Source organism: Maribacter sp. PR1 (assembly GCF_028464145.1).
Taxonomy (GTDB): Bacteria; Bacteroidota; Bacteroidia; order Flavobacteriales; family Flavobacteriaceae; genus Maribacter.
Genome location: NZ_JAQPCG010000004.1, coordinates 17,845 through 43,216, shown reverse-complemented (window position 1 = coordinate 43,216; position 25,372 = coordinate 17,845). Strand labels below are relative to the sequence as shown.

Genomic DNA, 25,372 nt, shown 5'->3' with positions numbered 1-25,372 from the left:
CATGCAAATAAAATTTGACCCACGCAGTCTGATCAAGCTTTTTTACAAAGTCCGAAACTTGGTGTCCCGTTTTCTTGACCCTAGCTTCAATACATTCCAGAAGTTCGAATATAAGGTCAATCCTACCGATGAGCTGAACGACTTGAAAAAGTTACGTTATGTTCGAAATCTTGAGTTGGCCGACTCCGGTTTCATCAATACAGCATTGAAAGAACAATTAGCGCGCTTAAAGAGCAAAGACCTATTGTTTCAAAAAGACCGAACGATCACTCCGGTAGGACGTATAACCATTTTGGAAGGCGATACTGCTTTGATGTCCATTCTATTAGGGTACTGCAAGTCGGAAAGCAAAAAGTACCTATCCTACAACAAAGTGAACAATTGTCCAGTTTGGTATGCCAATGACAATTCGGAATACGTGAAACTTGTAGAACGTATTTATCCGTCCCGATCCGATAAACTCTTTATGAAACATCGATATTTTCATAAAGACGTGGCGTATCTGGATAAAACCATCCAAAAGAAATCACTAGCATTTTTCAATACTGCTTTGCAAACCATGTATTCGCAGAATAAGTTCCTTCAAAACGGAATTCAGAGCATTGCACCACCGACCGATATTACCGAGCAATTATCCCGTGGGCTGGCCATACGTATTGAAGATGGTAAGAATGGATTATTCGTGCCGACCGTTATCCGGAAGGATTATGTGATTTTGGCACCCTATCTTGCCGTGAGCAATGACCGGAACCGAGTTTACTTTTCAACTGAAGAATTCCGCACCCTTCTTGGGGAAAGATCGATTACTCCTTTTGCCGAAACTAAAATAGGTTTATCACTTGGAACCTTCAATGACAAACTATTCTTAAAAGCGACGGCGGGAGAAAATTATGAGGGCACTCCCAAACAATGGACTGCGCTTGACGATTTTTTGAACTCCAAAAACGTTTCCAAACATCTAAAATATAGGATTGTAAAAGATGTAATAAAGAAGAAGGACTTTTTCGTCAAGACGGATGACATTCCCGTTCACGGTACGAAAATAGTACTAGCACTTAATAGACATTATGGTTCCAACAAGACATTTTACGCCTTGATGAAAAATGGCCAAAGACCAAAGCTGGAAGAGTATAGGCCGATTGCATCGCTAAAGGCCAATTACCCTCATTATTATGCACTGTATAGGGCATTCCGCGAACGTGCCATTGCATCGGAAACTGCAAGGTCGCACAAACAAAAAGCTTTTAAAATCTCAATTTGAACCTATGTTATTTGAAATCAAGATTACCGACACGGTAGGGCATATTATGCTGAACGATATTTTCTATATGGATAGTATCACGGATTTAATGGACATATCTACCGATATGGTAATCCATGACCCCGAAGCAACGGATGAAAAGACCTTTAAGCTCACCATCCTATCCGAAAAAGAGTGTCATATCGATTACCGTTTCGCTGAATTGAGCACGGTAATGGTTTTCAAGAATATGCTGTACGACCGCCTTATCGAGCTTAACAGTCCTCTAGCAAGTCGAGAAACTGATTTGGAATTAACTTATAAATTAAAGGAACCTTTATAAAATCAATACAATGACACAAGAAGAACTTTTACTTACCGATAGCGTTATCGCTTTCAGAGCGGAACATTTTGAAACCATCAAGAACTGGGAACGTCAACTCGCCATGGACGAATGTGCCGCCGACCTTCATTTTTGCTATCACGCCTTGGAGGAATACCCCAACCTGATCGCACATCTTGACGCTGCCGAGTACCGACTGGATTTCGCCATCAATGCCCATATCCTTCATGGCCGATTACAGGAACAGTTTCTCGACGATGGGCATACCGGGCCGATCGCCCTTGAACACGCCAACAACGAACTGTTGAATATCTATAGTGCGCTCAATGAAAAAGGGCCCGTAGGACGGGCAGCTATTGTAAAAACCCTTCAATAATTCGCGATGCAAAATGATATTTTGACGCGCATTCTTGATACGATAAAAGCTGCTAATCCCGGTAATTTTTATATCAATAATGGTGGCTTGGCAAAATTGGGGCAGCTATTGTTCTATCCTCCAAAAGGAAAGGAGAAAGTAGGACATGAGCTCTTGCAAACTATTGAAAAAGCATTTCCGGAAACCTCGAAAGAAATTCTCGATTCCCTGAAACGATACCATCTGACCAGTTATTATACACCAAAAACCGTAATCGAGTATAAGATCAATCTGCTGAAAAAAAATGGTTTCGATCCAAAGACCATTTTGGAACCTTCGGCTGGAAACGGGGCCTACGTTCAGCAGCTAAAAAAAGCCTTCCCCAATGCCCGAATTACCGCCTTGGAACCGAATATCCTGTCCTTTGAAATTTTAAAGGCCAATAATATCAAAAGTCCGAATGTAACGATGCTCAACATCCCTTTCGAGGAATTCTATTTGAATCATGCAAAACAGGGGAAATTTGATTTGGTCATGACCAATATTCCCTTTGGGGATATACCGATCACCAAGGCCTACCGCCACGATTATCTTACCGAACCCACACTAAAGAACGTAGGCAATTATTTCAATCTACACGCCCCTAAAATGGTACGACCAGGGGGTATTACGGCCTTGATTACCTCCTCGGCCTTTGCCGAACGAAGTGCCTATAATGATTTCAGACAAAGGATCTTAATGGAGAACGATTTGCTCCTGGCCAATCGTTTTAACACGGATTTGTTCTCCGAAGAAGGGACAAAGGTCGTATCGGATCTATTGGTCTATCGAAGGACAACGAACAAAAACGCCCTTTCCAAAGTTGAAATGCAATTTGTCGAAACCGATACCATTGAAATAGAAGGCCAAAGTTTTATGACCAATCAATTCTTTAAGGAGCATACCGAACAGGTCAACGGAAGTCCGAAACTTGGTTTTTTCCATAACCGACCGAGTATGGTAATCGAACCTGATGGTACATCCTTGTCGGAGTTTCTGGAACGGCAGTCCAATAATTTCGATTTTGTACAAATCGCTCCACCTCGAACGACCCAAAAAGTTCAGGAAACCATTACCCAAGCATCAGCTATCGATAAAGAGGAACCTATAGTAGCCACAGTTCCTGAATTGGAAGTTGGTCCCGTGCCGATAAAATTGCAGGACAACGATGCCAAACAGTTTACCCGCTTATTTTTTGGCAGCTACAACTTTGACAAAAAGGGAGCGGTATTCTTTTACACGGACCCTTATAGCTTTAGGAAGGTGCCGAACAAGATCACGGAGCTGATACAGGATTACGCCCGAATGCGGAACGACCTGGTGCTTTTGAACCTGAATATAGATAAGGGCAGACTTTCGGAACAGTATATTACCCAACGCTTTCAGGATATTGATTACCAGTTGGACACTTTCCATTTCAAGTGGGGTTCGTTGAAACAACACCTCATTTTCCTGAAAGAAGACCATTACTTTGAGCAGATCCGTCAACAGTTCGAGAAAAAATTGGAAGGCCAAAGCTATGGTAAAAACCCCGAGTTTACCCTGCAACGATTTTTACGATCGAAACCCGTAAAACGGGTAGAGGAACAGATACCGGAAACCAGCGAGCAACTACATACAGCGCCAGAAGAAAAACGGTTTGAGAATCCTGAAGAAATGGCCCGCTACCAGTTCGACCAAAATGGGATAATCGATTTATCAAAAATAGCGGAAGCGTTCAAGACCAATGAAAAGGACCTGTTGTTGACCGCGCTCGAAACCCGTTCGTTTTTTTTGGAACCCGATCCGCAGTCCGAAATCGGATATAGAACGGTTCCCTATTTTCTCTTTTCCAGCGGCTACATCCAAGATAAGATCGATTACCTTAAGAACAATCCTCCACCGTACGCAATCGAATCGGCTAAAATGGAGCGGACCTTATCGGATCTGTTGCCCGTTAAATTGGATCTGAACGACATCGAGTTCAATTTCGAAAGCCATTTTATCCCGATTACCGCAAAGGAATCTTTTTTAGAGGAACTCATAAACGAAAAAGTGCGAATCAACGTCGGTCAGTTCAATTCAACTTTGACGCTCCTATTTCCAAGGGATTATAATCTGGAGGCCCATGAACGTTTTAGTGTAGTACTGCATAATGAGGTCAAGGCGGGTTACAAAAGAATATTACAGCATTTCGCGGAAAACAGGTATCCCGTCATTTTCACTTCTTACAAGGATAGTTCAGGAAAGACCATTAGAAAGTTGGATAAGGACGCAACCTTGATGGCCCAAAATCTGTACGAGGAACTACAGCTCCATTTCAAATCCTTTATCGAAGGGCGCCAAGAACTGAAAGCTACCATTGAGGATAACTATTACCAGGCTTTTTTGGCCGACATCAATATTACCGTACCCAAGGGTTGGCTCACGTTTCCCGAAACCTTGGTGTACCCGCCCTATCAGCATCAAATCGATTCTACCCTGTTCGGTCTCACAAAGGGAAGTGCCTTGAACGACCATCAGGTCGGCAAGGGCAAGACCCTTTCTATGGCAATGTTGGGCTATAAATTGAAACAGCACGGGAAAAGTGAGCGTACTATGCTACTCACGCTAAAAAGTGTAGCCCCGCAAATCGAAGCGGAAATCAGGGCCAACTTTCCTGAACTGAACATCCTACGGTTGAGTTCCAAGAATATGGCCAAGAGCAAACGCCCCAAAACCTTACGCACTATAAAAGACAATAAATCCGTTGACCTGATTATCGCCGAACATGGACATTTAAAGCAAATACCGAAAGAACGGGGTTTTGTTCTGGAGACCTTGGAAGAAAAAATCGAGATGATAGAGCAGGATTTGGAAACTGCGAAGCAATATGGAAACGGGAAGGAATCCAAGAAATTGATAAAGGGGATGATCAAGAGAAAGGAACACTTGGAAGACAAGCTACAGGCCACCCTGAAAAAGTTAAAAGAGCGTTCGACGGAAACCGAAACCACTTTGACCGATTTGCGTATCGAAGCTCTGATGATAGACGAGGCGCATTATTTCAAAAATATCGGTTTCACGACCCGGCATCAGAACGTTTCAGGTCTTAACAGTCATTCGGACAGTCAACGGAACCTCGACCTTGAGATCAGTATCAAATCCGTTCATGCGCGGATGGGAACGGACAATAATATCTTTTTTTATAGCGGTACGCCCTTAAAAAACTCCGTCACGGAATTGTACGCCTATCAACGCTACCTGACGCCATCGGCATTGAAACGCAAGAACATTTTTAATTTCGATGCCTGGGCCTCTATATTTTTGAAGCAAAGTGTAAGTATTGAACCCAATATCTTCGGGGACCCTAGAATGCATGCCCGTTTTCGATATTATACCAACCTCCCCGAATTGAGCAAGATGTACAATTCCTTTACGCACATCTGCCGAGACAAACATTTCAAGACACATGACTTGGAAGCCGATAGGGAGTTTGTGATTCTAGAGTCCACTCCGGCATACGAGGAACTCAAGCAGGCATCCTTGGAATTTACCAAGAACCGAAACCAAAAAGCACTTTTCAAGTTGCCCATATATGATGATGAGCAAATGAAATCCGCTCATATTACCGCATTGAACATCAATAGGTCGCTTTTGATTGATCCACTTGCCAAGGATAATATGGCCGTGAAATTTACGGAACTCGACCAGTTCAAACTGCAAAGGCTGTGTCGCGATGTAGCCGAACTTTACAAAAAAACATCGGAACATAAAGGGGTCTGTTTGGTATTCTCCGACTTGAACGTTTGGAAACCGGGCCAGTACAATTCCTACGATACGGTGCGCGGGATACTTCTTGAAGAATACGGCATCCCTGCAAATGAAATCGCTTTGGCACAAGAGGAAAAGGCAAGGAACAGAACCGATCAAATGCAGCAGAAAATCCGAAGCGGCGAAATACGGGTGGCTCTGGGCAGTACCCAAGTATTAGGTACTGGCACCAACATTCAGAAAAGGGTCGTCGGTATTTTTCATATGGATATTCCCTATTCCCCCGATGCTTTTGACCAACGGGCCGGACGCGGTCTACGAAAGGGCAATGAAGTGGCGCAAATTTATGGCAATACGGTAGTAGAACGGTTCTATGGCATCAAGGATTCCACCGATATCTTTTCCTATTCGCTCAATACACATAAAGAAAAGTTTCGGGAACAGATTCGGGAAGCCGACCCGAACAAACGTGTTTATGATGATTTGGTACCCGATGACAAAAGCCTCTCCTACGAGCAGATGCAGGCCGCCCTTATTGGGGATATGGACCAGTTTCAATTGGTAAAGCTTTCCGACGATCTCAAGTTTTTGCAGTCGCAGAAGCGATTGCACGAACTCAACAAGGCCAATTCCTTTAAGGCCGTTGAACGGATCGAAAAGGAGAACAAAGAAATCGTCTCACAATTGGTCGAGCTTGAAGGCGCACAAAAAGTAATACAAACTTTCAACTTACCGATAGATGAAGATGCATTCGAGGATTCGTCCCGATTAAAAGAAGGATTGCACGATCTAATTTCAAATTCCGTTCTTGTATCCAAAGAACTAGCGACCAAGGCCCCCAAGGAGTTTATTAAGCATCTAGGTTTCACGATCGTAGAACGGTCAAAGCTAAATCTGAACGTTCAAAAGCACAAGAGGGTCGCCCATTTTCCATCGTTAAATGCGAATCTCGCTTTTCAGGCGGACTATGTACCTTCAAACGAGCATTATCTTTACTCTTTTAGATTGGAGTTTAAAAATATACACATTTCAGGTAGAAAGCAGCAGCGCTTCGACCCTGAAAAAGTGGCCATGCAACTTATCAAGTTATGTCAGAAGGTACAGCGTGAAATCAAATCTAAAAAATTTGATCTGAACTATAACCTACGTACTTTGGAAACCCATCGTAAAAAAACGGCCGTCGGTTTTCCTGATGACAAGATCGCGAAAATGCAGGTTTTAAAAGATGAAATTAAAACGCTCAAACGAAAACGGGCGGGTTAAGTATAAATTGATGCTAGGCCTATAGTCCTTTTCAAGCTTGACAAGATTATGATCGATTAATACTTCGAACACCCTTAAAGTGCAACTGAGATTCAGGTTAGTTCGGCAAGCCTGCCCAATTCCAATATATAGACCATAGTTCCAACGCCCCTTCGGGGCGCTTTTTTGTGGATAGGGAGAAAGAAGTCAAGGGTGGAATTTTGTCCGGTTTTTCGGGTATTGCCGAAGGTTTGGGCGTATCTTGAAAGTAGTTAAATGACTGTATAACAAGTAAATACTACTTCAAGATGAGCAATTTTTTTTCGACCTTAAAACAGATGGGTATCGAACAGTACGGCATCAGCATTCTGTTCGATGATGAGACGGTCAGCGTATCTGTTCTGCCCAAAACGAATGCGAAGGACAAGGCACTTCAAACCCTGAAACCACTTACCCTTAGAGGAACGATTGAAGAAGTGGACGAAAAATTCTTTCAAATCCTCCAAAAACCTTTGGAACAGACCAATTCCCTATTCAGGAACACCCTTGCTTTTGAGCAAGCATTGAAGGAAACCGAACAAAAGACCCAACAGGCCAAAAAGAAAAAGGAATCCGTTTCCAAGAAGGCGACCGAGTTAAAAAAGCTTTTAAAGGAGAAGGATTTTAACCCGATGGAAGACCACAAAAAGGCGACCGACCTTGCCAAAGCAATTTTGAAGATAGACACGAACCACAAAGAAGCGCAGAGGGTCGTCAAGGACATGGAAGTATATGAATCCCCAAATCTGTTCAGATAATGGAAGTAGCGACTATCACACGAAAGTACGTTTACCAAGACGGGAACAATAACTCCATTGAGTTGGACGACATTGATTACGAATTGAGCCACGAGCAGGTCATGGAACACTACGCACAGTTGTATGCCGAACTGACCAACGCCAATATCATGGACAAGGGTATTGTAGATGGTTACCATGAAATCCACTTTAAGACCTTGGCAGGAACCAAAGGATGATGTGATGAACGTAGACGAATTTTTGAGACAAGAACAATGCACACCGAAATACAGATCGAACCCATCCAAAGAACTCGCACCGTTCCACGACCGATTATTTCGGGCGGTACAACAGAAACATTACCAAAGGGGAACGCAAAGACCCAAAGTACTGCTACCGAAAGTTTTTCCATTTCTGACATAAGCGTTGCGCCAGTTCTTGCCCAACCCTTGGTAAGTGAAGAATTCGACATTGACAAGAAGGCACTTGCTCGATTATTGGTTAACGTAACCCGAAATTTTGCGGGTAATATCGACGATTGGCAATTCTCGGTTTCCGATAGTCTGGACGATTTGATACTTCGTTGTACGAATAGGCTTTATGTAAAAGGCAATATCGATCATATCGAAGTGTTACATGACGATGCACATTTACGGCTGATACTGAAACGGTTCATCACCAACCGCAGTACGGTGTATTTGATTCCGATTCGCCCTGTTATCGAACTGAGACATCGAAACCGAAAACTCTATCACATCCTTTTATCCTTTATCAAGAGCCTACCCTATGGGGGTCTGTTCCCAAAATATGAATCAAGAATCGGTTGGTTATGGGAATTTCTTTTCGAGGATGTTGAGAACTACAGAGACAACAAGAAAATCATGAAGAACCACTCCACAACCTTCTATGCGAGGTACAGGACTTTTTTGGAATGCTACGAAATCAGGGATTGGAAAGCTTTATTAGATAAATACCGCCCCCGAAAACGGATTTACAAGCAAATCAAAGAACTATTGCTAAAGGCCGAAAACATTGATTTTCAAGTGCCTTTTCAGTTGAGTGTCAGGGACGAGTATGATTGTGTGTTCGAGCATTGGGAATCGTTTCTAGTCGTCGATCGTACCGATAGCGCATTTTCCAATGGGTACATCCAAATGCTCAACGACTGCTCGAACGATTACGATATTATTTCCTCCTATCAACATACCATTGCCGAAGATGGCAATATCGAACTTTTTGATGAAGAGATTCCTTATAGATTGAACCGATTGGAAGAATTTATCAGCGATCTGAACGAACTATTAAACGAACTCTAAAACATGGAACGAATAGCAGTATTACAGGCAACCGACCATTACCTACCAAAGTTTGCAATTATCGGGCATGCCAAGGAAGATAACTATTACCGCAACGACCACTATTTTTCGTATCACGAAGTAGCAGGAACAAAGTTGACCGCAGGAATGCCGTTGACAAAGGACACCGCCCGAAACATCTTTACCTGCTTGGAAGGCGAACTGATAAAGTTCCGATTTAAGGGAATGCTTCCGAAAAATCTGATACACTTCGATTTCAAGGGCAATTTTCAATTGATATGGTACGCCCATCCCAAACAACGGATGCTCTATTTTGAGACCAAAACGGGTATCCCGTCAGGCAAATACCCCTTGCCCAAACTGGTCTTTAAACTAGAGGGAAACTCATTAAAGATATTCGCCATAAAACGAAAGGACACTCTAACGGACGATACCGTCTTATACCATGCTCCGATGCTGAATACGGGTAAGCAAGGCAATGTTTGTATGGGCAATGCTTCTATGGATTATGACGGCTTTGATTACTATGAGGATGTTATGGGATTTGTCGAACAACAGTTTTTCCGCTCTGTTTTTACCGAAACGCACCATACTAGTTTGGTCGATGGCAATATCATAAACGTCATGAAACAGAATTTCGGGAAACCATCCTTCGATGACAGGGTATTGATAGCGACCAAAATGACCTTAAACCAACTTTATGAAAACTAGAATCCATTTTGCACCCAACTATTTTTACAACCCAACACATCCCATTACAATTGCATTGATCGGAGTTGGGGGTACTGGTTCGTTGATGCTCGCAAGATTGGCACGGATAGATTATGCCCTACGGCAAACAGGACACCCAGGGGTTCATGTAATCGCCTATGATTCCGATAGAGTGGAAGCCAATAATGTTGGGCGACAATTGTACACCCTATCTGACGTAGGGGAATATAAAGTCTTCCAAGCAGTCAATAAGGTCAACATGGCTTTTGGACTGCAATGGCAGGGTATTCCCATGGATGCATTGTCAAGTGGCAAGGATATTCGAGCAAATATCATCATCACTTGTGTAGACAATGCCAATTTTCGCGTGCGATTGGCAAAATCATTTCAGTACCCCCATAAAGGTACAGATTACGACACCATGTTCTATTGGTTGGATATGGGCAACAGCAGAAATACGGGGCAATTTGTTTTGGGAACGCTTTTCGATGAAGAACGGAAAATGGAACGGGAAGATTTTGAAATGGCGGATAAACTAAAAAACATCATTGACTTCTTTCCCGATTTGGATACGCACGATACACCAAACTTACAGGGAGAGGGATGTACCTACTCCGATAAGCTGAACGAGCAATCCCTGTTTATCAACGATGTATTGGTCGCACATACGTCCGATTGTCTGTTTCGGTTGTTGTATCATAAGCAGATACAGAAGCACGGGGCGTTCGTGAATTTGGAATCGGGCAAGGTAAATTCGATAGGGGTCTGACTTTTTTTAGTAAAAAAAATAACAACAAAAATGGAATTTAAAGGAACAAAAGGAAATTGGACTATTAGGGAAAATGCTACGATTTTTACCAACGGTTCGGAACACAGGTATTTAGAAATCATAACGGATTACAGATTATCAGAAAACCATATCAACACTATCGCAAAACTTCCGTTGGACAGAGCCGAATGCCCCTATTCTTTGACAGTAGGACAAATCAATGCCAATGCCCTTTTAATGGTCGAATCCAAAAATCTTTTGGAAGCGTTGGAAAAAGCCAAAAACACCCTTTTTAATTGTATTTCCGAATTGCCCGAATCCTATCAGGGGGCGGCAAGGGATCAGGCTGAAATGTGCAAAAATGTAATTCTAAAAGCAACAAGAATAGTATAGGTTACCGATTATGAAAATTTTTGAAACAAATGAGAAGGTTTTTCTTAAAAAAGAACACTATTGGGTAATCCATGATTTCGTCTACCGTAACGATAGAAACCGATTACAAGGGGAAAAACTCGAAGCCCTCTACCGCTTAATACAATTGAAAGGAAAACCATTGGATTTCGGTACAGACCATGAATTCTATGGTGTAAAGGTAATAGAGTATGCGGATCGGGATTTTATAGGCTTTATACGAACAGGGATTTCAAAAAAGACTTTTTTTCCATGCAAACTAAAGATTGTAGCCCTTAGGGCTTTAGGTAATCTTGGAAAATCAAAATCAATGGTTTATAAATGAATTCCTAAAGTTCAAACTACTTAAACAAATAAAATCAGGGATAAAGTAAGGATTTTGTCAGCCTTGAATATAAAAACAGATTCGACTTAAAATTAAAAGATTATGCTATCACTTGAAATTCTATATCAAAAATTACCCTTTCTAGGTTTTATCATTTTCATGGCCATTATTATTAAAGGATTGCTTAGGTTCAAACGTTTTTTGAGAATCCCGTTTTTGCTCTTTCTTTTCATTATGGTCGGCATACCCTTTATTAAGGATCTGATATGGCTCTTCGGGGTATTGGAAATATCCGCATGGGGATATCATACCGCCAAAAAATGGCCGAGGTCGTATTCCTGACCATAGAAACTTTCACTATTATCGTCCCGTTTCTTTCTCTCCCTTCCCATGGTTTCTGCGGAAGTTGCGCGAAAGCAAACCGTTCGGCCCCGAAATCCCTGCGGGATGTCGGGGCCGAACGGTTTGCTTTCGCACAACCCCCTCGAAACGGAACGGAAACGTATGGAAGTCCCCTACGGGGATTCCACACCTTTCCTTTTGTATTATCCGTTCAGACTGTTTTTTTGCTATTCCGTTCGACCTTGTTTCCATAATGGTGGCATTAAACTTATTTGTAACAAAAATTTACTAAATTTGTTACAAAATAGATTTGTATCTATGGAGAGCGTTGAGTACAAAATTAAAAAGTCCATCTCTAAAAAGGGTAGGGGAGAACTTGTATTTCCTGATGACTTCAGAGAACTGGGTTCGCCCGAAGCAATACGTTTGGCACTTCACAGAATAGAAAAAGAGGGCTTTATAAAAAGGGTAGCCCAAGGGATTTATGTACGTCCCATAATAAGTAAATACGTGGGAGAGGTGTTGCCAACGGCCGAGGAGATTGCAATGGCCATTGCCAAAAGGGACAAGATCAGGTTGGTGCCTACCGGGGTATATGCCCTAAGTGCGTTGGGGCTTAGCACACAAGTTCCTATGAAACTCGTATTTCTTACCGACGGAGCTCCTCGGGAGATAAAACTGGGAAAACGAAGCATAAAATTAAAGAAGACCACCCCCAAGAACTTATCGGCCAAGGGAGATATAAGCAGATTAGTGATACAGGCCCTTCGTGAAATCGGTAAAGATCGATTGACCGATGAGGAAGAAGCAAAAATCGTGGCCCTTTTGAAAAAAGAAGACCAAAAAGACCTGCTTCACGATATCGCATTAGCACCGGCATGGATTCGGAAAATTATGGAAAAGAGCTTGGAGCATGAATAAAATGAGATTTTACGACATACCTGCAGCCGACAGGCTTGCTATCTATAAAAATGTAGAAAACAAAACGGGAATCCCCGATTTTGCCGTTGAAAAAGATTGGTGGGTGGTCCAGACATTGAAGGTCATCTTTGAAATGGGGATAGCGGAACATTTGGTCTTTAAGGGCGGGACCTCGCTAAGCAAGGCATGGAAACTCATAGAACGGTTTAGTGAAGATGTTGACTTGGCCGTTGACCGTAGGTTTTTTAGGTATTCGGGGGAACTGTCAAAAAAACAGCTCACTAAGCTGAGGAAGGAAACGAGTTCTTATATTTCAGGGCAGTTTTATCCAGAGCTACAGGAGCGATTTAAAGAAAAAGGATTTAAGGATGTCGACTTCAAAATCGTTCCTGCCGAATCAAGTGACCAAGACCCGCGCATTATTGAAATCTACTATCCTTATATCACGAAATCTCCCGGATATATTCAGCCAAGGGTGCAGGTCGAACTAGGTTGCCGCTCCCTAAGAGAACCTTTTGATGTAAAACCGATAAGCTCTTTTGTGGATGAACAATATCCTGATGCTGAATTTGTCAAACCTCCAGTATCCGTTCCCTCCGTAACCCCCGAAAGAACTTTTTTGGAAAAACTGTTCCTACTGCATGAGGAATTCCAACGTCCCAAGGAAAAAATAAGGGTAGACAGGCTAAGCCGTCATTTATACGATATTTTTCAATTATCGAAAACGGAATTTGCGACCAATGCTATCCATGACCAAGGATTATATGAAACCATCGTAAACCATAGATTTGTTTTTACGAAACTTGGTGGGGTCGATTATAATTTCCACCAGCCTCAACACATACGGCCCATTCCATCATCGAAATTTGAAGAAGCATGGAGGTCGGATTACAGAACAATGCAGGAGCAGATGATTTATGGGGATTCCCCATCCTATGAAAAGTTGGTACAGGGAATTCAAGCTTTCTTAAAAAAGATGAATGCATTGGATTGGAAAGTGGGAATGGAATTTCCCTTGCCAAAAAGTTAAGAACAATTTACATTGATTAAATTTATACCATGTCGGAAACCCAATATAAAGTACTGGATTTTAGTCGGCCTATCGATCGACAATCTTTCGGGGAGGTCATGGATGAATTGAATTCCACTTCCCACAATACCTCTACGCTTTCCGACGGTCAATTGAAAACCCTTATCGCGACTGTATTTACGTATGGACTTCATTACGACGAAGTCCCCGAAGAGCGAAGGGAACTGCTGTTAAAGGCAATTCTGGAAGGTAAACAACCGCTGTTCGACCTATCCCAAACATTTGCAAGACATCTGATAAACAACCTGGATGGTCAAGCGAAATTACAGTTGGAAGCACTCCAGATTATTGAGTATGATTTGAAAAATCCATTGACCAATGAATTGCTAGTGGATTTTGTGGAAATGGAACTGTTAGACCAGACCACCTCGTACCGAAAATGGGAATATGGTCGATTCTCTATGGCTTATTTGGCCGCGCATTTATCAATACAGGACGGATGGGAAAATGTGGAGAAAACCGTGAAAGAACAGAAACCGCGTCCCGAGGTTTATCTCAAAAATTTTGGCAAGGAATTGGAAAATTCCCGCTATAATCTCGATGCGCATGAACAACTACTGCTGCATCTTATCGTGAAGTCCAAGCTGTGGCCAGATAAGTCTGCTCTAACAGATTATTTGTTGGCGGGTTCGATAACGCAACAACACCTATTGGGCCTTTCCTTACGGTCTGAAAAACTTGCCTCGACCTTGAAAAATGCTTTGCAGAATCTTCCAACCATAAACAAACGCAGGGGCGGTCCAAAGTTATGATTCCATCCGAAAAACTACTCAGGTATCTGGAAGATTTGGCCAAGGAGGAACATCCAGAAATCAATGGAAAGGAATATTCCCAATCACAAGTTATATTGGCCGAACGTTTGGTACGAGATCTTCAAAAAGCAATCGGCATCGCTTCACAAAAGCCGAAACTTTCCCGTAGAAGGGCTTTTATCGTAATCTTGGAAGAACTTTATTACGATGTCCCGAAATATCCCAATGACCTGACCCTTGACGGAATTCACAGAAGGGCTTCCCAGAGATTCGAGTTTTCGCAGCGTTCCCTGACAAGGTTCATGACCCCTGAAGATGTACACCCTAAAGACCCATGTCTTTTTTATGAGAACAACGGGCTGAAAATGGGAAATTACAAAGTGGCCATTGCCCACCTATTGTCCTATTCCCACATCTATTTCCAAATCGAAGAGGCCGTCGGCTCCCTAAAGAAGACCTATACGGAAATTCTCCTTTGTTGACACCGAGCGGTGTACATAAATCCATATACACCGCTATCCATTTTATTTATAGCCTTGCCGTAGGTTAGCCCTAAGTTAATCGGAGGTCACGTAGCAAGCCATGTTTTTGCAAGCAAAAACCGCTCACTTCGTTCGCGAGTCTTGTTGGGTATCCTCCCCAAACCCCTGAATTATGGCACGTCCAAAAAAGGATATTGAATCATTGAAAGCGATACGGGTCAATGTACGCATGACGGTCAACGAATATTTAATCGTTTCGGGAAATGCGGCAACGTTGGGCATGGGCATACCGGATTACATCCGAAAAAAGGTTACGGGCAGACCGCTACCAAGAACCAAAGTGACACCGGAAGATAGAAGACTGTTCGTCGAACTAAGCCGGATCGGCAACAACATCAACCAGCTTACGAGAAATTCCCATTTGCGAATGCACTCGCCAGAAAGCTTATATCGGCAATTGGCAGAGCTACGGCATCTTTTACAAGAATTGAAATCGAATATTAAAAACAAATGATAGCTAAACAGATAAAGGGCAAGGATTTCTACGGACTGTTGGCCTACAATCAAAAAAAGGTGGAAATGGGCCAGGCCGTTGTGCTTGATGCCAACATAGATTTGGACACTGCGGTCGAAATGACCAAAGAGTTCAACGTGATTAGGCAGCTACGCCCTAGGCTGGGCAAGGCAGTATATCATGTTTCATTGAACCTTCCGCCGGATGAAAAAATGAGCGATAAGGAATTCGTTTCAATGGGATTGGATTATCTCAACGGAATGGGATTCGATGACAACCAATATATCATGTACCGCCATGATGACCAAAGCCACCAACACATCCATATCGTTGCCAACAGGGTAAAGCTCTCAGGAGAGCTGGTCAGCGATAGCAAGGACTATGAGCGTAGTGAACGTTTGGTACGAAAACTGGAAATAAAGTATGGTCTTTCAGAGCTACCGGACACAACTTTGGAGCGAAGGGCGGCACTCACTCAAAAGGAGATTGAAAAATCGCTTCGAACCGGTAACGCACCAATCAAAAGTATACTTCAACAGCAATTGGGCGAAGCATTAAAACGCTCGAATAATACAGAGGAGTTCATCCATCAATTGCGGTCTAGGGATATTCGCCCAAAGTTCAATATCAGCAAAACAACAGGAAGGGTCTCAGGCATCTCCTTCAGATATGAGGGGATTATTTATAAGGGGAGCAGTTTGGGACGAAAATATTCATGGAACAACATCATAAAACAAATCGATTATGAACAAATCAGAGACCGTACAGTTATTCTCGAAAATAATCATCCAGAACAAGGAAATAAAGGAGCTGTTGCTCAAGATACAGGCTCATCAAGGAACGTTGGCGGAGAAACAAAAGATGCTGCGGGAGGGACAATCCAAATTAGTGAAAAACCAAAATACGATTTGGGAGGCACTCAAAAGAATGACTTAGATGACGATCCTTTTACGCCGTTCAAAATGGAGTTGGAGGATTTTGACCGCTGGAAGCGAAGGAAGAAGAGAAAAAAAAGGAGATTATAGCATATTATGGAAGGAGGCTTGGTCAGCGATAAATTGTTAAATGCCCTGGTGGATAGCTTGTCCGTCGAGGATTTGGAAGCTATTCTATCCCAGAAGATAGCTAAGGCATGTCCTGACCATAAACCCAAACCCATGACTGAAAAAGAAAAACTAAAAAAACATTATAGAAACCTATTCCTTTCTATGGGTAAGCTACACTTAAATAAATAGGAGGTCGTTATTTGTACTTTTAAGGAAGAATTTAAAAATCTGGTTGCACAATTAACTCTTAACAAAAGGTGCGATCTGTAAAGAGTATATCCAAGTGCGGCCTCAGGAAGTACAATTCGATGTATTAACATCAGCCCTAAATCTAATCTTCTCCAAATGGTTTATGATTTCTAAAGAATCTGGCAATGCGTATGAAAAAGTTGCTTTATCTCTTCAAGTCAATTGTTAAATCAGTATTTTAGGTTTCAAATATCAAATTTTAGGTGCAATTTGAAAAAAACATATGGATTTAAACAAACTATATTCTTCCCAACGTACAGGTGTTGACCAACCCGAGGATAATGATGACCCACGGTCTGGATATCAAAAAGACTACGATAGAATCATTTTTTCATCTGCATTCAGACGTCTTCAAAATAAGACACAAGTATTTCCATTACCTGGGAGTGTTTTTGTGCACAATAGATTAACACACTCACTAGAAGTATCTTCAGTAGGACGTTCTTTGGGTTCACTTGTTGGAAAGTATATTTATGACATCTATGCCAATGATTTAGATTCAAAAAGTAAGCCTTTCTATCGAAATCATTTAAAAAATGTTTTGTCTTCCGCTTGCTTGTGTCATGATATTGGAAATCCAGCTTTTGGCCATTCGGGAGAGGATGCAATGGTCAGTTTTTTCAAAAAAAATGAGAAGGAATTAAAATCAAGATTTAGTGATAAAGAATATTCTGATTTAACAAATTTTGAAGGTAATGCAAATTCAATACGTGTTTTAACACAGCAACTAAATGGAAAACCAAAAGGAGGTTTAAGGCTTACATATTCAACTTTAGCGGCAATAGCAAAATATCCCTGTGAATCTACTGCTAGGAATAACGATTTTACGCACAGAAAAAAGTTTGGGTTTTTACAGTCAGAAAAAGAAACATTTGAAAAAGTTGCATTAGAAACGGGAATGATTATCGATACGTCAGTTTCAGGTTTATCATATTTACGCCATCCTTTTGTATGGTTAGTAGAGGCTGCCGACGATATTTGCTATTATATTATAGATTTAGAAGATGCGCAGAGGCTAAGAATTATTGAAACTTCCCATTGTGAGGGGTTGCTCGATAATTTAATTCGATGTTTAGGCGTTGAAGATGTCTCGGAGTTTGATAAAACACTAATTACCATAAGTGATAAAAACGAAAGAATTAGTTATTTAAGAGCTAAATCCATAAATAGTCTGATATTTAAAGCTTTTGAATTTTATAAACTGCATTTTGATAATATTGTGGCTGGAAAACATAACAAGGCATTATTCGATATGATAGCTGAGGATTGTAACGCACTTCAACAAATTGTAGATTTTTCTGTAGAGCATATTTACAACGACCGTTCAGTTGTAGAAATAGAGAATGCCGGTTATAATGTAATGTATGAGCTGTTAAATCATTTTGTATATCCAATCTTAAAAGAGAAAAAAGAGAAATCCGATAAAAAAGCTCTCATCTTAATACCCAAACAATATCGAACTGAAAGCGAATCCAACTACGATAAAGTGATGGGCATAGTTGATTATCTCTCTGGAATGACGGACATCTATGCAACAGAATTATATAGAAAAATTAAGGGGATTGAGATTGGTATGCGGAACTAAAATTGCACCTAGCACTTTAAAAAAGAACAGCCCTTCATTTTCCTTAAGCACTATGTAAAGAGGCGAAATCAAACATAAAATGCTTTATAAGCAAATTATCTGGGTGTTCTGATTCGTAATATTTATCGTGTAAATCAGAGGTTCGATGTTTTAAATATTCAGGCTCCCTGTGGTCTTTCTTTAAAAGCTTGTTAACTCCGTCTACCGTTTTCTCCAAATCCCCATCAAGTACATATCCAAGTAGGCATCCATTTTCATATTTTTTTGAAACAAAGTTGTTGATTCCAGTATCAATATAACGTCGCTTTAAACCTGAATCATTTTCCTCAAGATTTTTGGCTTCCATATGATATTCATACTCTAAGGATGAATTTATGGTTACCAATCTAAGGTCTATTCTAGGTAGTTTAGCAGCAAAGCCTTTTTCTTTTTTGATTTCATCTTTTGGTAAGTGCTGCTCAACATTCGTAACAATACTCCACTTTAATCTAAGTGGATTTTTTTTTACGTGATCGTGTAACTCCGAAGTAATGTCATTTTCATCCCAGTTTAGTTTGATGACTTTAGTTTCCATAGCTGAAACATAAGATTCTGTTATCAGCCGAAAGCATTTTTCTTCAAAGCCTCTTTTGAAGCTGGCAACTATAACTTTGTTTAATCCCATTTATTATACTTCATTAAGGATTTCCAGTATTAATTCTGAAGCATCTTCAATCGCCATTGATTGAGTCCAGAATCGCCTCTGATTGGGTCGAACAATAAAAATCTCGTTGCCTGTTTTGTAATTTAATTTTTTCCTGAAATAAATATTTGTGCTTTGTTTAGTCCATAAATGCTTGTCCAGCTTTTGTAATTCCTGTGTTACATTCTCTTGAGATTTTAAAACTTCTTTTTCATTTTCTTCGAACGAAATTTTCATTAGCAATAAAGGCGAAAAATGACTTGTATCAAATACTGTAGCATTCGCAAATAGGTTTTGCCTATTTAAAAACTGATTTAATCTTTCACTAATTTTCTTTGAATAGTCCTCAATACTGCGAACAGGATGCAGGGCTTTTGACTTAGCTTTTGAGTGAAACAAATCTAAGCTGTAGTCCAAAGCATCATTTAAAAGGTTAATTTCATCTTCATTCAATCCAAAACTTTTATTGATAATACCCTCTACAGTTTTACTGAAAGTAGTTATCAATTGATTTCGCTTTTCTTCAATATTCCAAAAATCCAAACCTTTGATTTTCTTGATAAACTTTTCGGATAACTTCAGAATTTTTGAAATCTCAGATTCCTTAAGATTAATGGGGATTGAAAGATATTCGTTCTTCATAATCTGTTCCCTTTCTATACCATATGAAGAAATGGTCATAAATAAGAAATAACTACTTAGCTTGGAATTGAAATATGAATTTAGAACCTTAAGAATCAAATTATCATTACTACTTGAATAAAAACCGTAAACACCATCTCTAAAAGAGCAATCTACATCGATTAAGGATGAGCAAACACTATTCTTTTCTAATCCTTTTTTGACAACTATGTGGGTATTTACAAATGCTTGAATATCTCCAAGACGTCTGAAGTGAGAGAAATTTTCAATATCATCGATATCATCTACATTGTAAAACGTTTTGTAAAAGGATATTGATTTTGGTGTTTTAACAGAATCTCTTATGCCTTTCAATCGTGAACTTTGTGTGTAGAACCTTTCTATTGAACTGGCATCTAAATAAGGTAGCTCGGACAATATCTCCGAATGTCTGGGTTCATCCTTCTTTTGAGTCAGAAGTTGAAATCCAACACCCGATTCAATACTATGCTCTTTATTGAATTGCTCAATAGTTTGGTAAGATTTAGAATTTAATTTTTCTATAAGTCTAAAATCGGACAATCCGCCCCACATTGCAACTTTCCAAATTTTGGTGTCTTGCTTTTCACATTCTTTGCGCGGTAAAAACTTTAAATCTGAACTATCAATGCTTACACCTTCAATTACATTAGATTTAATAAAAGTTTTAGGCGCATAGTAAACAATAGTACTCGATTTTTTCTTGGGTGCTTTTTTTTGATAAAAAACAACACTTATTGGACCAGTAGCCGAACCGAACAATTGACCTCCAAAATTTTTAGGTGCATTCCTTAAAATTGAGAAGTTATATATTTTCTCCACATAGCACTCATTGAATAGCCACTTCCTGAAATTTTGATATGTTATTTTAGTGTTGGTGAGTATTTTGGTATTAAAAATCAAAGCAATTTCCCCGTATTCGGAGAAGGCTGTCGCCTTATGTAGAAATGGAAGAACCATCTCCTTGGCAAAACCGTGCTTATCACTATAATCACGGATAGATTGGGACAAGTTCTTTGTACCGAAAGGCGGATTTCCCACCACCAAATCAAAATTGATTTTCTCTACTTCGGGATTTTTCTGAATTGTATCGCTACGAAATAAGTTACCACCTTGTTCTATTAAGGTATCATCCAAAGGGTCGTTTATCAAATAGGGTAAACGATAGTCCTTGTTCTGCCAAATCGTCTTGGGATTCAAGTTGTCCACCAAAGCCAGGTAAAGACTAAAAGCCGCTACCTTGATGGACTGAGGGTGTATCTCTATACCGAAGATGTTATCCGTCAATAGCTTCTTCAGCGCATTGAAGTCCGTAAGTTTTTCTCCTTTGGCATTTTCGTGGCGTTTTACCAAACGCTTAAAGCTTTCAACCAAAAAAATACCCGAGCCGCAAGTTGGGTCTAATACCTTAATATTGAATTTTTTTTCTGTTCTAGAAATCGGTAATTTCTCATTCAATATGAGTTCAACTAGGGAAGGTGGTGTATAATACGTACCTGTATCTTGCTTTAAAGTTGGGTTTATTTCGGCAAGGAAATTCTCGTAGATTTCACTTAATAATTCTATTTGAATAATACTAAAATCGAAAAGACGTAAGTCTTCGAAAAGATTCTGCTGTAAAGAATTATCATTGCCGTTGATAAAGCACTTTCGTATAATTTTTAGATGGTCCCTAGAAATTGACTCATTGCTGTCTAGAGTAAAAACATTACCATTGAAATATTCTTCCAGTTTCCTGAAAAGGGAATATGTTTTATCTGCATCGTCCAGAATATCAAAATAGGACTTTGCTCCTTTTTTTATTTTCGAATAAAATTTCTCATCAGTTGCGCCCCTGTCTTCTAAATATAGAAGAAATAGAGAACGCATTATTATTTTATGGATAAGGTTTACGTCCAATCCTTCTCCCTGTAGTTGCCTAGCAGTATATGTAAGGCTCTCTACAAGGTATTTATCGACCCTTCGTTGCAGGCTTATTTTCTTTCTAATCTCGAACGCTTCTTCCAATGTCCATATGATACCTGTATCAATGGCAATAGTGGAAAAAAGGTTTTGAAGTTGTTGAAGCTTGGCTTTATCCGAGAACTTGTAAGACTCTATTTCGAGTGTTTTTAGTTCTTTCTTATAATCAAAATCATCTGATTTGATCAAAAGAGGTTTTTCCGCACAATTGTAAATACGAATTTCAGTTTCCGAATAAACGTATAGAAAAATAACCTTTTTGAAGTTCCAGATTTTTTTTTGAGCAATTGCAACTTGTCGAAGAGCTCGGTCATCAAATTTTTGAACCCTTTTTAAAAAAACCGCAGGATAACTATTATGATTTTCGTCGGTGCTGAAGTAAATCTCATCAATACCGAAATCTTTTACTTGATTAATTACAACTGACTGACTATCAGAAATTTGATTCGATTTCGACGTAACAGAGACGGCCTTGTCCAAGCCTAGATTTTCTATTATATCAAAATCGATCATAGCGAAGGTCGTCCAAAAAACCCGAGAGTTAGTTACTTACTAAATTAAATCTAAAGGTACAAATGATTTTGCGATTCTGACAATCGATGATGTATTAAAGGTTGGAATATATCCAAATTTATGGATTGATGAGGGGAGGCTATAATATACCCATCACTAACATGAATTCTTATCATGGTAACGGCCTATCCCAATGATTCAAATCATCTTCGGTATTTTCATCTTCGGGTACAATCATCAAACGTGTATCAAGAGGTGGCTTTGGCGTTAAGTATGGTGATATCGTTGAAACGGTCTCGTCAAAAATATAATATTCGTGAGGTCTCGAATATGCTTGAAAAAAGCTACAAAAAATCCATTTTAAATTAGTGTTCTCGGTGCTTATTTGTGCTATTGTACTCTTAATCTTATCAAATCTTTTCTTTTCAACTTGGGGGCCGTCAAATGTCTCCATGCCCACATGAATTACGGCATTATTTTGAGAATTGAATTGTTGCATTGCTTTATGCACCTGATTTTTAATGTCTCTGGCTTTGGCCCACAAGGCTTCCTTGGCATCACAGCTACAATAAACACCAAAAGCATTACTGATATATGATATGTATAAGTTATTAACGTCACCTTCTCCAATTCTAAAATAATCGGCAGCTATACCACATGTAAATCCCTTGTTGTCTATCGGCTTTTTTCCTATCAAACTATGTAGCATAGGGGAATAATCTTTAACGGAATTATTTTCTAGATGCTCTTTTATTTTGAACATATCAACAAATGATAATTCTATATCCACTTTGGTATTTGAAACAATTTTTCCAGTAACTGGCCTCTTTAGCTTTTCTTCCAATAGGTCTTTTAAAAAAGTATCGGGTAGGTTCTCAAGTTCTACATGAAATTCAATATCCAGTAAAATGTTTCTTTCTAAGAGTGTTTTGCTGATATAAGAAACCATCTTTTGTCTTTTCGTATTTTCCCTATAAGTGTAGTCGGAAGTCTTTGATTGCCTTTTGCACTCAATACTCCAGGTCTCTTCATCTCTTTTAGCTATGATGTCCGAAGTTTTACCGGCTTTTTTTTCATCAAGAAAGGCTACTTGATATCCATTTCTGGCCCAAAGAAGTGCTGTCATAATTTCAAAAAGAAAAGCATCGGCTTCTGATTTTCTTTTATTTATCAAATCTTTTATTTTCTTTTCGACTCCTCCAATATTTTTCAATAATTCGAAGTCTAGTCCAAAACGTTTGAAAATCGGGACAATTCTGGATCCCTGAAAGTATTCGTACTTATGTGGTTCATTGATCAGCATATCCAAAAGATATAGATACCAACCAATTACATCGTTTTTTTCAACTAATAAAGTTCCTTCTGAAATAGGCTCTGAAAAAGGTTGTGTAGCCTTAAAATGGACTGCTATCTTATTCTCGATATCAGCTTTTCTTCTTTGCCAATCTTTTTTGGACATAAACGACATAAACCATTTCCATGACCGAATCACATGATCGTCGTCATATTGGGGTACATCTAATTCTTTAATGGGTATCCTTAACACAATTGTTATGTTTGAATTTTACATAAATTCTATTTTTCCATTTAGTTGAAATTTGTGTTCTAAAACCCAAGTATTTGTAGACAAGGGAAACCCGATATAGTTTACTCCTGTAAGCGTTTAAATGGACTCTTTACATTATGCCTTATGGCAATGATTGAAAAATTGTGATAAACTAGCTCAAATATACTTTGCGAAAGTGATACTCCTTACAAAATCCGCTTTTTTTAAAGAGTTTAATTCACTTCTATGGTAATGGGATTTAAGAATTTTTCACATTATGTATAATCAGGGTATCCTAATTCTCCTTTAATATTGCAGGGAGAACTGAATAAAACATCTCCGTGGATCAGTTCTAAGCGAAAAAGTTTTTCATGATAACAACAATGAAAAACTTTGGACAAGGCAAGAAGCATTTACTGATTGGAAAATCACCTTGTTCTACAATCTTTTGCCTCAAATTAAAGATAACAAACCACTATAGTCTTCCGGAAGCTCTGCATCAATATCCTTCAAATAAGCCTTAAGCGCATCTAGAGTGGAATGGCCCGTAATCAGCATTAACTTATCACAAGTTTCGGTATACGTAAACTCTTTTCTAAGCTTCCTAAAAAGCAGCGTGATAAACGTATGCCTAAAGGAATAGATGGTATATTCACTTCCCAATTGCAGGGTTTTACCAGTTTTGAGTAGATATTCGTTATATTTCTTTTTGAGCTTCCAGAACCGTTTTGTAAAATAATCCCTTCTACTTGATTCTGTGGCTTCCCATTCTCCAATGCCGGTAGGAGTAAACAAAAAGTGATTTTGTACAGAGAAGTCGAAATCCTGAATTTCGCGAAGAACGATATCAGGTATGATTTTAGTCTTCTCCGGTTTGTTCTTTGCCTGGACACGCAATAGTTTTTGAGAAAGGAAAATATCCTTTAACCTAAGTCTGCATACCTCAATTGGACGTAAAAAATTATAGGAAACGAACTTTATGAAAAGCAACAGAATAGGGTCGTTTTTCTTCATGTAGGCAAACAAACCTTCCAAAACTTCTAAGGAATAAGTCCTATGGCTTACCGATTTGGTATTAAGTACCTTGATGTTCTCGATAAAATTTCTTGGGATGACATCGTTATTTTCAAGTTCACCAAATAGGGAACTCAATACAATACGTGTATTGTTTCTATTTCTTGCACTTGACGCTTTGACAATAGTTTGGAGATAATCGTTTACGGTCTGTTTGGTAATGCCGAGGATACTTTTGTCAAGTAGATTTTTTTTATCCAAATAAGTTTTAAACCTGCCATATCGACTTTTGTAATCTTTGACGGAAGTTTCTGAAAGTTCACTGAGCTTTATGCCATACGCATAATCCAGTGCCGCTCCCGCCGTATATTCCAAGGATTTTGAATTTAGCTTAAGCTTGTCCTTGTAAGGAGAATATCCTTCTTTCAACATTTCCAGCAAAACCTCCTTGATGATTCCTAAATGCAATAACCTTTCCGCTTTGGTCTTAAAATTTTTATTGACACTCATGGTAACCGGTGTCTGGCGAACCAGCACGGGATTTCCGAGTTTGTCTAAAAGGTCGGGTTTGGCGAAGGAGTAGTAGACATACCACCTTTTGGAGAGGTCGAAATTATCCCCGCCATGATATATTTTCGGTTCCGTATATTTTTTCCTTTCCAATCCGTGTTTGTATGCGGTAGCGTATGCGCTTTGCAATATATCAAAAAAAGAACCCATTGACAACAGTTTTAAAAAGCTGTTAATCAATGGGT

Annotated in this window: 25 protein-coding genes; 20 read left to right on the top strand and 5 right to left on the bottom strand. The window is 39.7% G+C overall.

The window, feature by feature from the left end; translation table 11 throughout:
- Nucleotide 1: 1 nt before the first annotated feature.
- From PP182_RS09060 to PP182_RS09005, 12 genes are all read left to right on the top strand, one after another.
- Complete coding sequence (locus tag PP182_RS09060; RefSeq protein ID WP_272650938.1) at nt 2-1,261, top strand: hypothetical protein; 1,260 nt, start codon at nt 2-4, stop codon at nt 1,259-1,261.
- A 4-nt stretch (nt 1,262-1,265) separates the two neighbouring features.
- The gene (locus PP182_RS09055) at nt 1,266-1,583 is read left to right on the top strand and encodes a hypothetical protein (protein ID WP_272650937.1); all 318 of its coding nucleotides are present in this window, start codon (nt 1,266-1,268) and stop codon (nt 1,581-1,583) included.
- 10 nt (nt 1,584-1,593) lie between these two features.
- The gene (locus tag PP182_RS09050; protein WP_272650936.1) at nt 1,594-1,959 is read left to right on the top strand and encodes a hypothetical protein; all 366 of its coding nucleotides are present in this window, start codon (nt 1,594-1,596) and stop codon (nt 1,957-1,959) included.
- 6 nt (nt 1,960-1,965) lie between these two features.
- On the top strand, nt 1,966-6,972 hold the full coding sequence (locus tag PP182_RS09045) for a helicase-related protein (RefSeq protein ID WP_272650935.1): 5,007 nt from the start codon (nt 1,966-1,968) through the stop codon (nt 6,970-6,972).
- A gap of 287 nt (nt 6,973-7,259) precedes the next feature.
- The gene (locus tag PP182_RS09040; protein ID WP_272650934.1) at nt 7,260-7,748 is read left to right on the top strand and encodes a PRTRC system protein E; all 489 of its coding nucleotides are present in this window, start codon (nt 7,260-7,262) and stop codon (nt 7,746-7,748) included.
- Entirely contained in the window at nt 7,748-7,966 is a 219-nt protein-coding gene (locus PP182_RS09035; protein ID WP_272650933.1) for a PRTRC system protein C, read from the top strand. Before PP182_RS09040 ends, PP182_RS09035 begins: the two co-directional genes overlap by 1 nt.
- A gap of 36 nt (nt 7,967-8,002) precedes the next feature.
- Complete coding sequence (locus tag PP182_RS09030) at nt 8,003-9,043, top strand: hypothetical protein (RefSeq protein WP_272650932.1); 1,041 nt, start codon at nt 8,003-8,005, stop codon at nt 9,041-9,043.
- A gap of 3 nt (nt 9,044-9,046) precedes the next feature.
- Nucleotides 9,047-9,754: a hypothetical protein gene (locus tag PP182_RS09025; RefSeq protein ID WP_272650931.1), complete on the top strand. Its 708-nt coding sequence runs from the start codon at nt 9,047-9,049 to the stop codon at nt 9,752-9,754.
- Complete coding sequence (locus tag PP182_RS09020) at nt 9,744-10,523, top strand: PRTRC system ThiF family protein (RefSeq protein ID WP_272650930.1); 780 nt, start codon at nt 9,744-9,746, stop codon at nt 10,521-10,523. Before PP182_RS09025 ends, PP182_RS09020 begins: the two co-directional genes overlap by 11 nt.
- Nucleotides 10,524-10,553: 30 nt before the next feature.
- Entirely contained in the window at nt 10,554-10,916 is a 363-nt protein-coding gene (locus tag PP182_RS09015; RefSeq protein ID WP_272650929.1) for a hypothetical protein, read from the top strand.
- Between the two features lie 10 nt (nt 10,917-10,926).
- Nucleotides 10,927-11,259: a hypothetical protein gene (locus tag PP182_RS09010; RefSeq protein ID WP_272650928.1), complete on the top strand. Its 333-nt coding sequence runs from the start codon at nt 10,927-10,929 to the stop codon at nt 11,257-11,259.
- 102 nt (nt 11,260-11,361) lie between these two features.
- A complete protein-coding gene (locus PP182_RS09005; protein ID WP_272650927.1) occupies nt 11,362-11,601 on the top strand; it encodes a hypothetical protein in 240 nt (79 codons plus the stop codon).
- Between the two features lie 18 nt (nt 11,602-11,619).
- On the opposite strand, the gene PP182_RS09000 is transcribed toward PP182_RS09005, so the two are convergent.
- A complete protein-coding gene (locus tag PP182_RS09000; protein WP_272650926.1) occupies nt 11,620-11,853 on the bottom strand; it encodes a hypothetical protein in 234 nt (77 codons plus the stop codon).
- A gap of 42 nt (nt 11,854-11,895) precedes the next feature.
- Here PP182_RS09000 and PP182_RS08995 point away from each other — a divergent pair, with 42 nt between their 5' ends.
- From PP182_RS08995 to dgt, 8 genes are all read left to right on the top strand, one after another.
- Entirely contained in the window at nt 11,896-12,522 is a 627-nt protein-coding gene (locus PP182_RS08995; protein ID WP_272650925.1) for a DUF6088 family protein, read from the top strand.
- Nucleotides 12,515-13,552 (top strand): nucleotidyl transferase AbiEii/AbiGii toxin family protein, encoded by a 1,038-nt coding sequence (locus tag PP182_RS08990; RefSeq protein WP_272650924.1) that lies wholly within the window; start codon nt 12,515-12,517, stop codon nt 13,550-13,552. The genes PP182_RS08995 and PP182_RS08990 overlap by 8 nt, the downstream gene beginning before the upstream one ends.
- 29 nt (nt 13,553-13,581) lie before the next feature.
- Nucleotides 13,582-14,364: a hypothetical protein gene (locus PP182_RS08985; protein ID WP_272650923.1), complete on the top strand. Its 783-nt coding sequence runs from the start codon at nt 13,582-13,584 to the stop codon at nt 14,362-14,364.
- Entirely contained in the window at nt 14,361-14,846 is a 486-nt protein-coding gene (locus PP182_RS08980) for a hypothetical protein (protein WP_272650922.1), read from the top strand. The genes PP182_RS08985 and PP182_RS08980 overlap by 4 nt, the downstream gene beginning before the upstream one ends.
- A gap of 172 nt (nt 14,847-15,018) precedes the next feature.
- On the top strand, nt 15,019-15,360 hold the full coding sequence (locus tag PP182_RS08975) for a plasmid mobilization protein (protein ID WP_272650921.1): 342 nt from the start codon (nt 15,019-15,021) through the stop codon (nt 15,358-15,360).
- Nucleotides 15,357-16,385 (top strand): relaxase/mobilization nuclease domain-containing protein, encoded by a 1,029-nt coding sequence (locus PP182_RS08970; protein WP_272650920.1) that lies wholly within the window; start codon nt 15,357-15,359, stop codon nt 16,383-16,385. Before PP182_RS08975 ends, PP182_RS08970 begins: the two co-directional genes overlap by 4 nt.
- A gap of 6 nt (nt 16,386-16,391) precedes the next feature.
- A complete protein-coding gene (locus tag PP182_RS08965; RefSeq protein ID WP_027066316.1) occupies nt 16,392-16,595 on the top strand; it encodes a hypothetical protein in 204 nt (67 codons plus the stop codon).
- 283 nt (nt 16,596-16,878) lie between these two features.
- Nucleotides 16,879-18,240: a dGTP triphosphohydrolase gene (gene dgt / locus PP182_RS08960; protein WP_272650919.1), complete on the top strand. Its 1,362-nt coding sequence runs from the start codon at nt 16,879-16,881 to the stop codon at nt 18,238-18,240.
- A 43-nt stretch (nt 18,241-18,283) separates the two neighbouring features.
- Here the strand turns inward: dgt and PP182_RS08955 are convergent, their stop codons facing one another.
- The 4 genes from PP182_RS08955 to PP182_RS08940 form a co-directional block, all read right to left on the bottom strand.
- Nucleotides 18,284-18,904: a hypothetical protein gene (locus tag PP182_RS08955; protein WP_027066318.1), complete on the bottom strand. Its 621-nt coding sequence runs from the start codon at nt 18,902-18,904 to the stop codon at nt 18,284-18,286.
- Nucleotides 18,905-18,907: 3 nt separating this feature from the next.
- On the bottom strand, nt 18,908-22,057 hold the full coding sequence (locus PP182_RS08950; RefSeq protein WP_272650918.1) for an HsdM family class I SAM-dependent methyltransferase: 3,150 nt from the start codon (nt 22,055-22,057) through the stop codon (nt 18,908-18,910).
- Nucleotides 22,058-22,229: 172 nt separating this feature from the next.
- A complete protein-coding gene (locus PP182_RS08945; RefSeq protein ID WP_272650917.1) occupies nt 22,230-23,603 on the bottom strand; it encodes a hypothetical protein in 1,374 nt (457 codons plus the stop codon).
- A 453-nt stretch (nt 23,604-24,056) separates the two neighbouring features.
- Nucleotides 24,057-25,337 (bottom strand): tyrosine-type recombinase/integrase, encoded by a 1,281-nt coding sequence (locus tag PP182_RS08940; protein WP_272650916.1) that lies wholly within the window; start codon nt 25,335-25,337, stop codon nt 24,057-24,059.
- Nucleotides 25,338-25,372 lie beyond the last annotated feature (35 nt).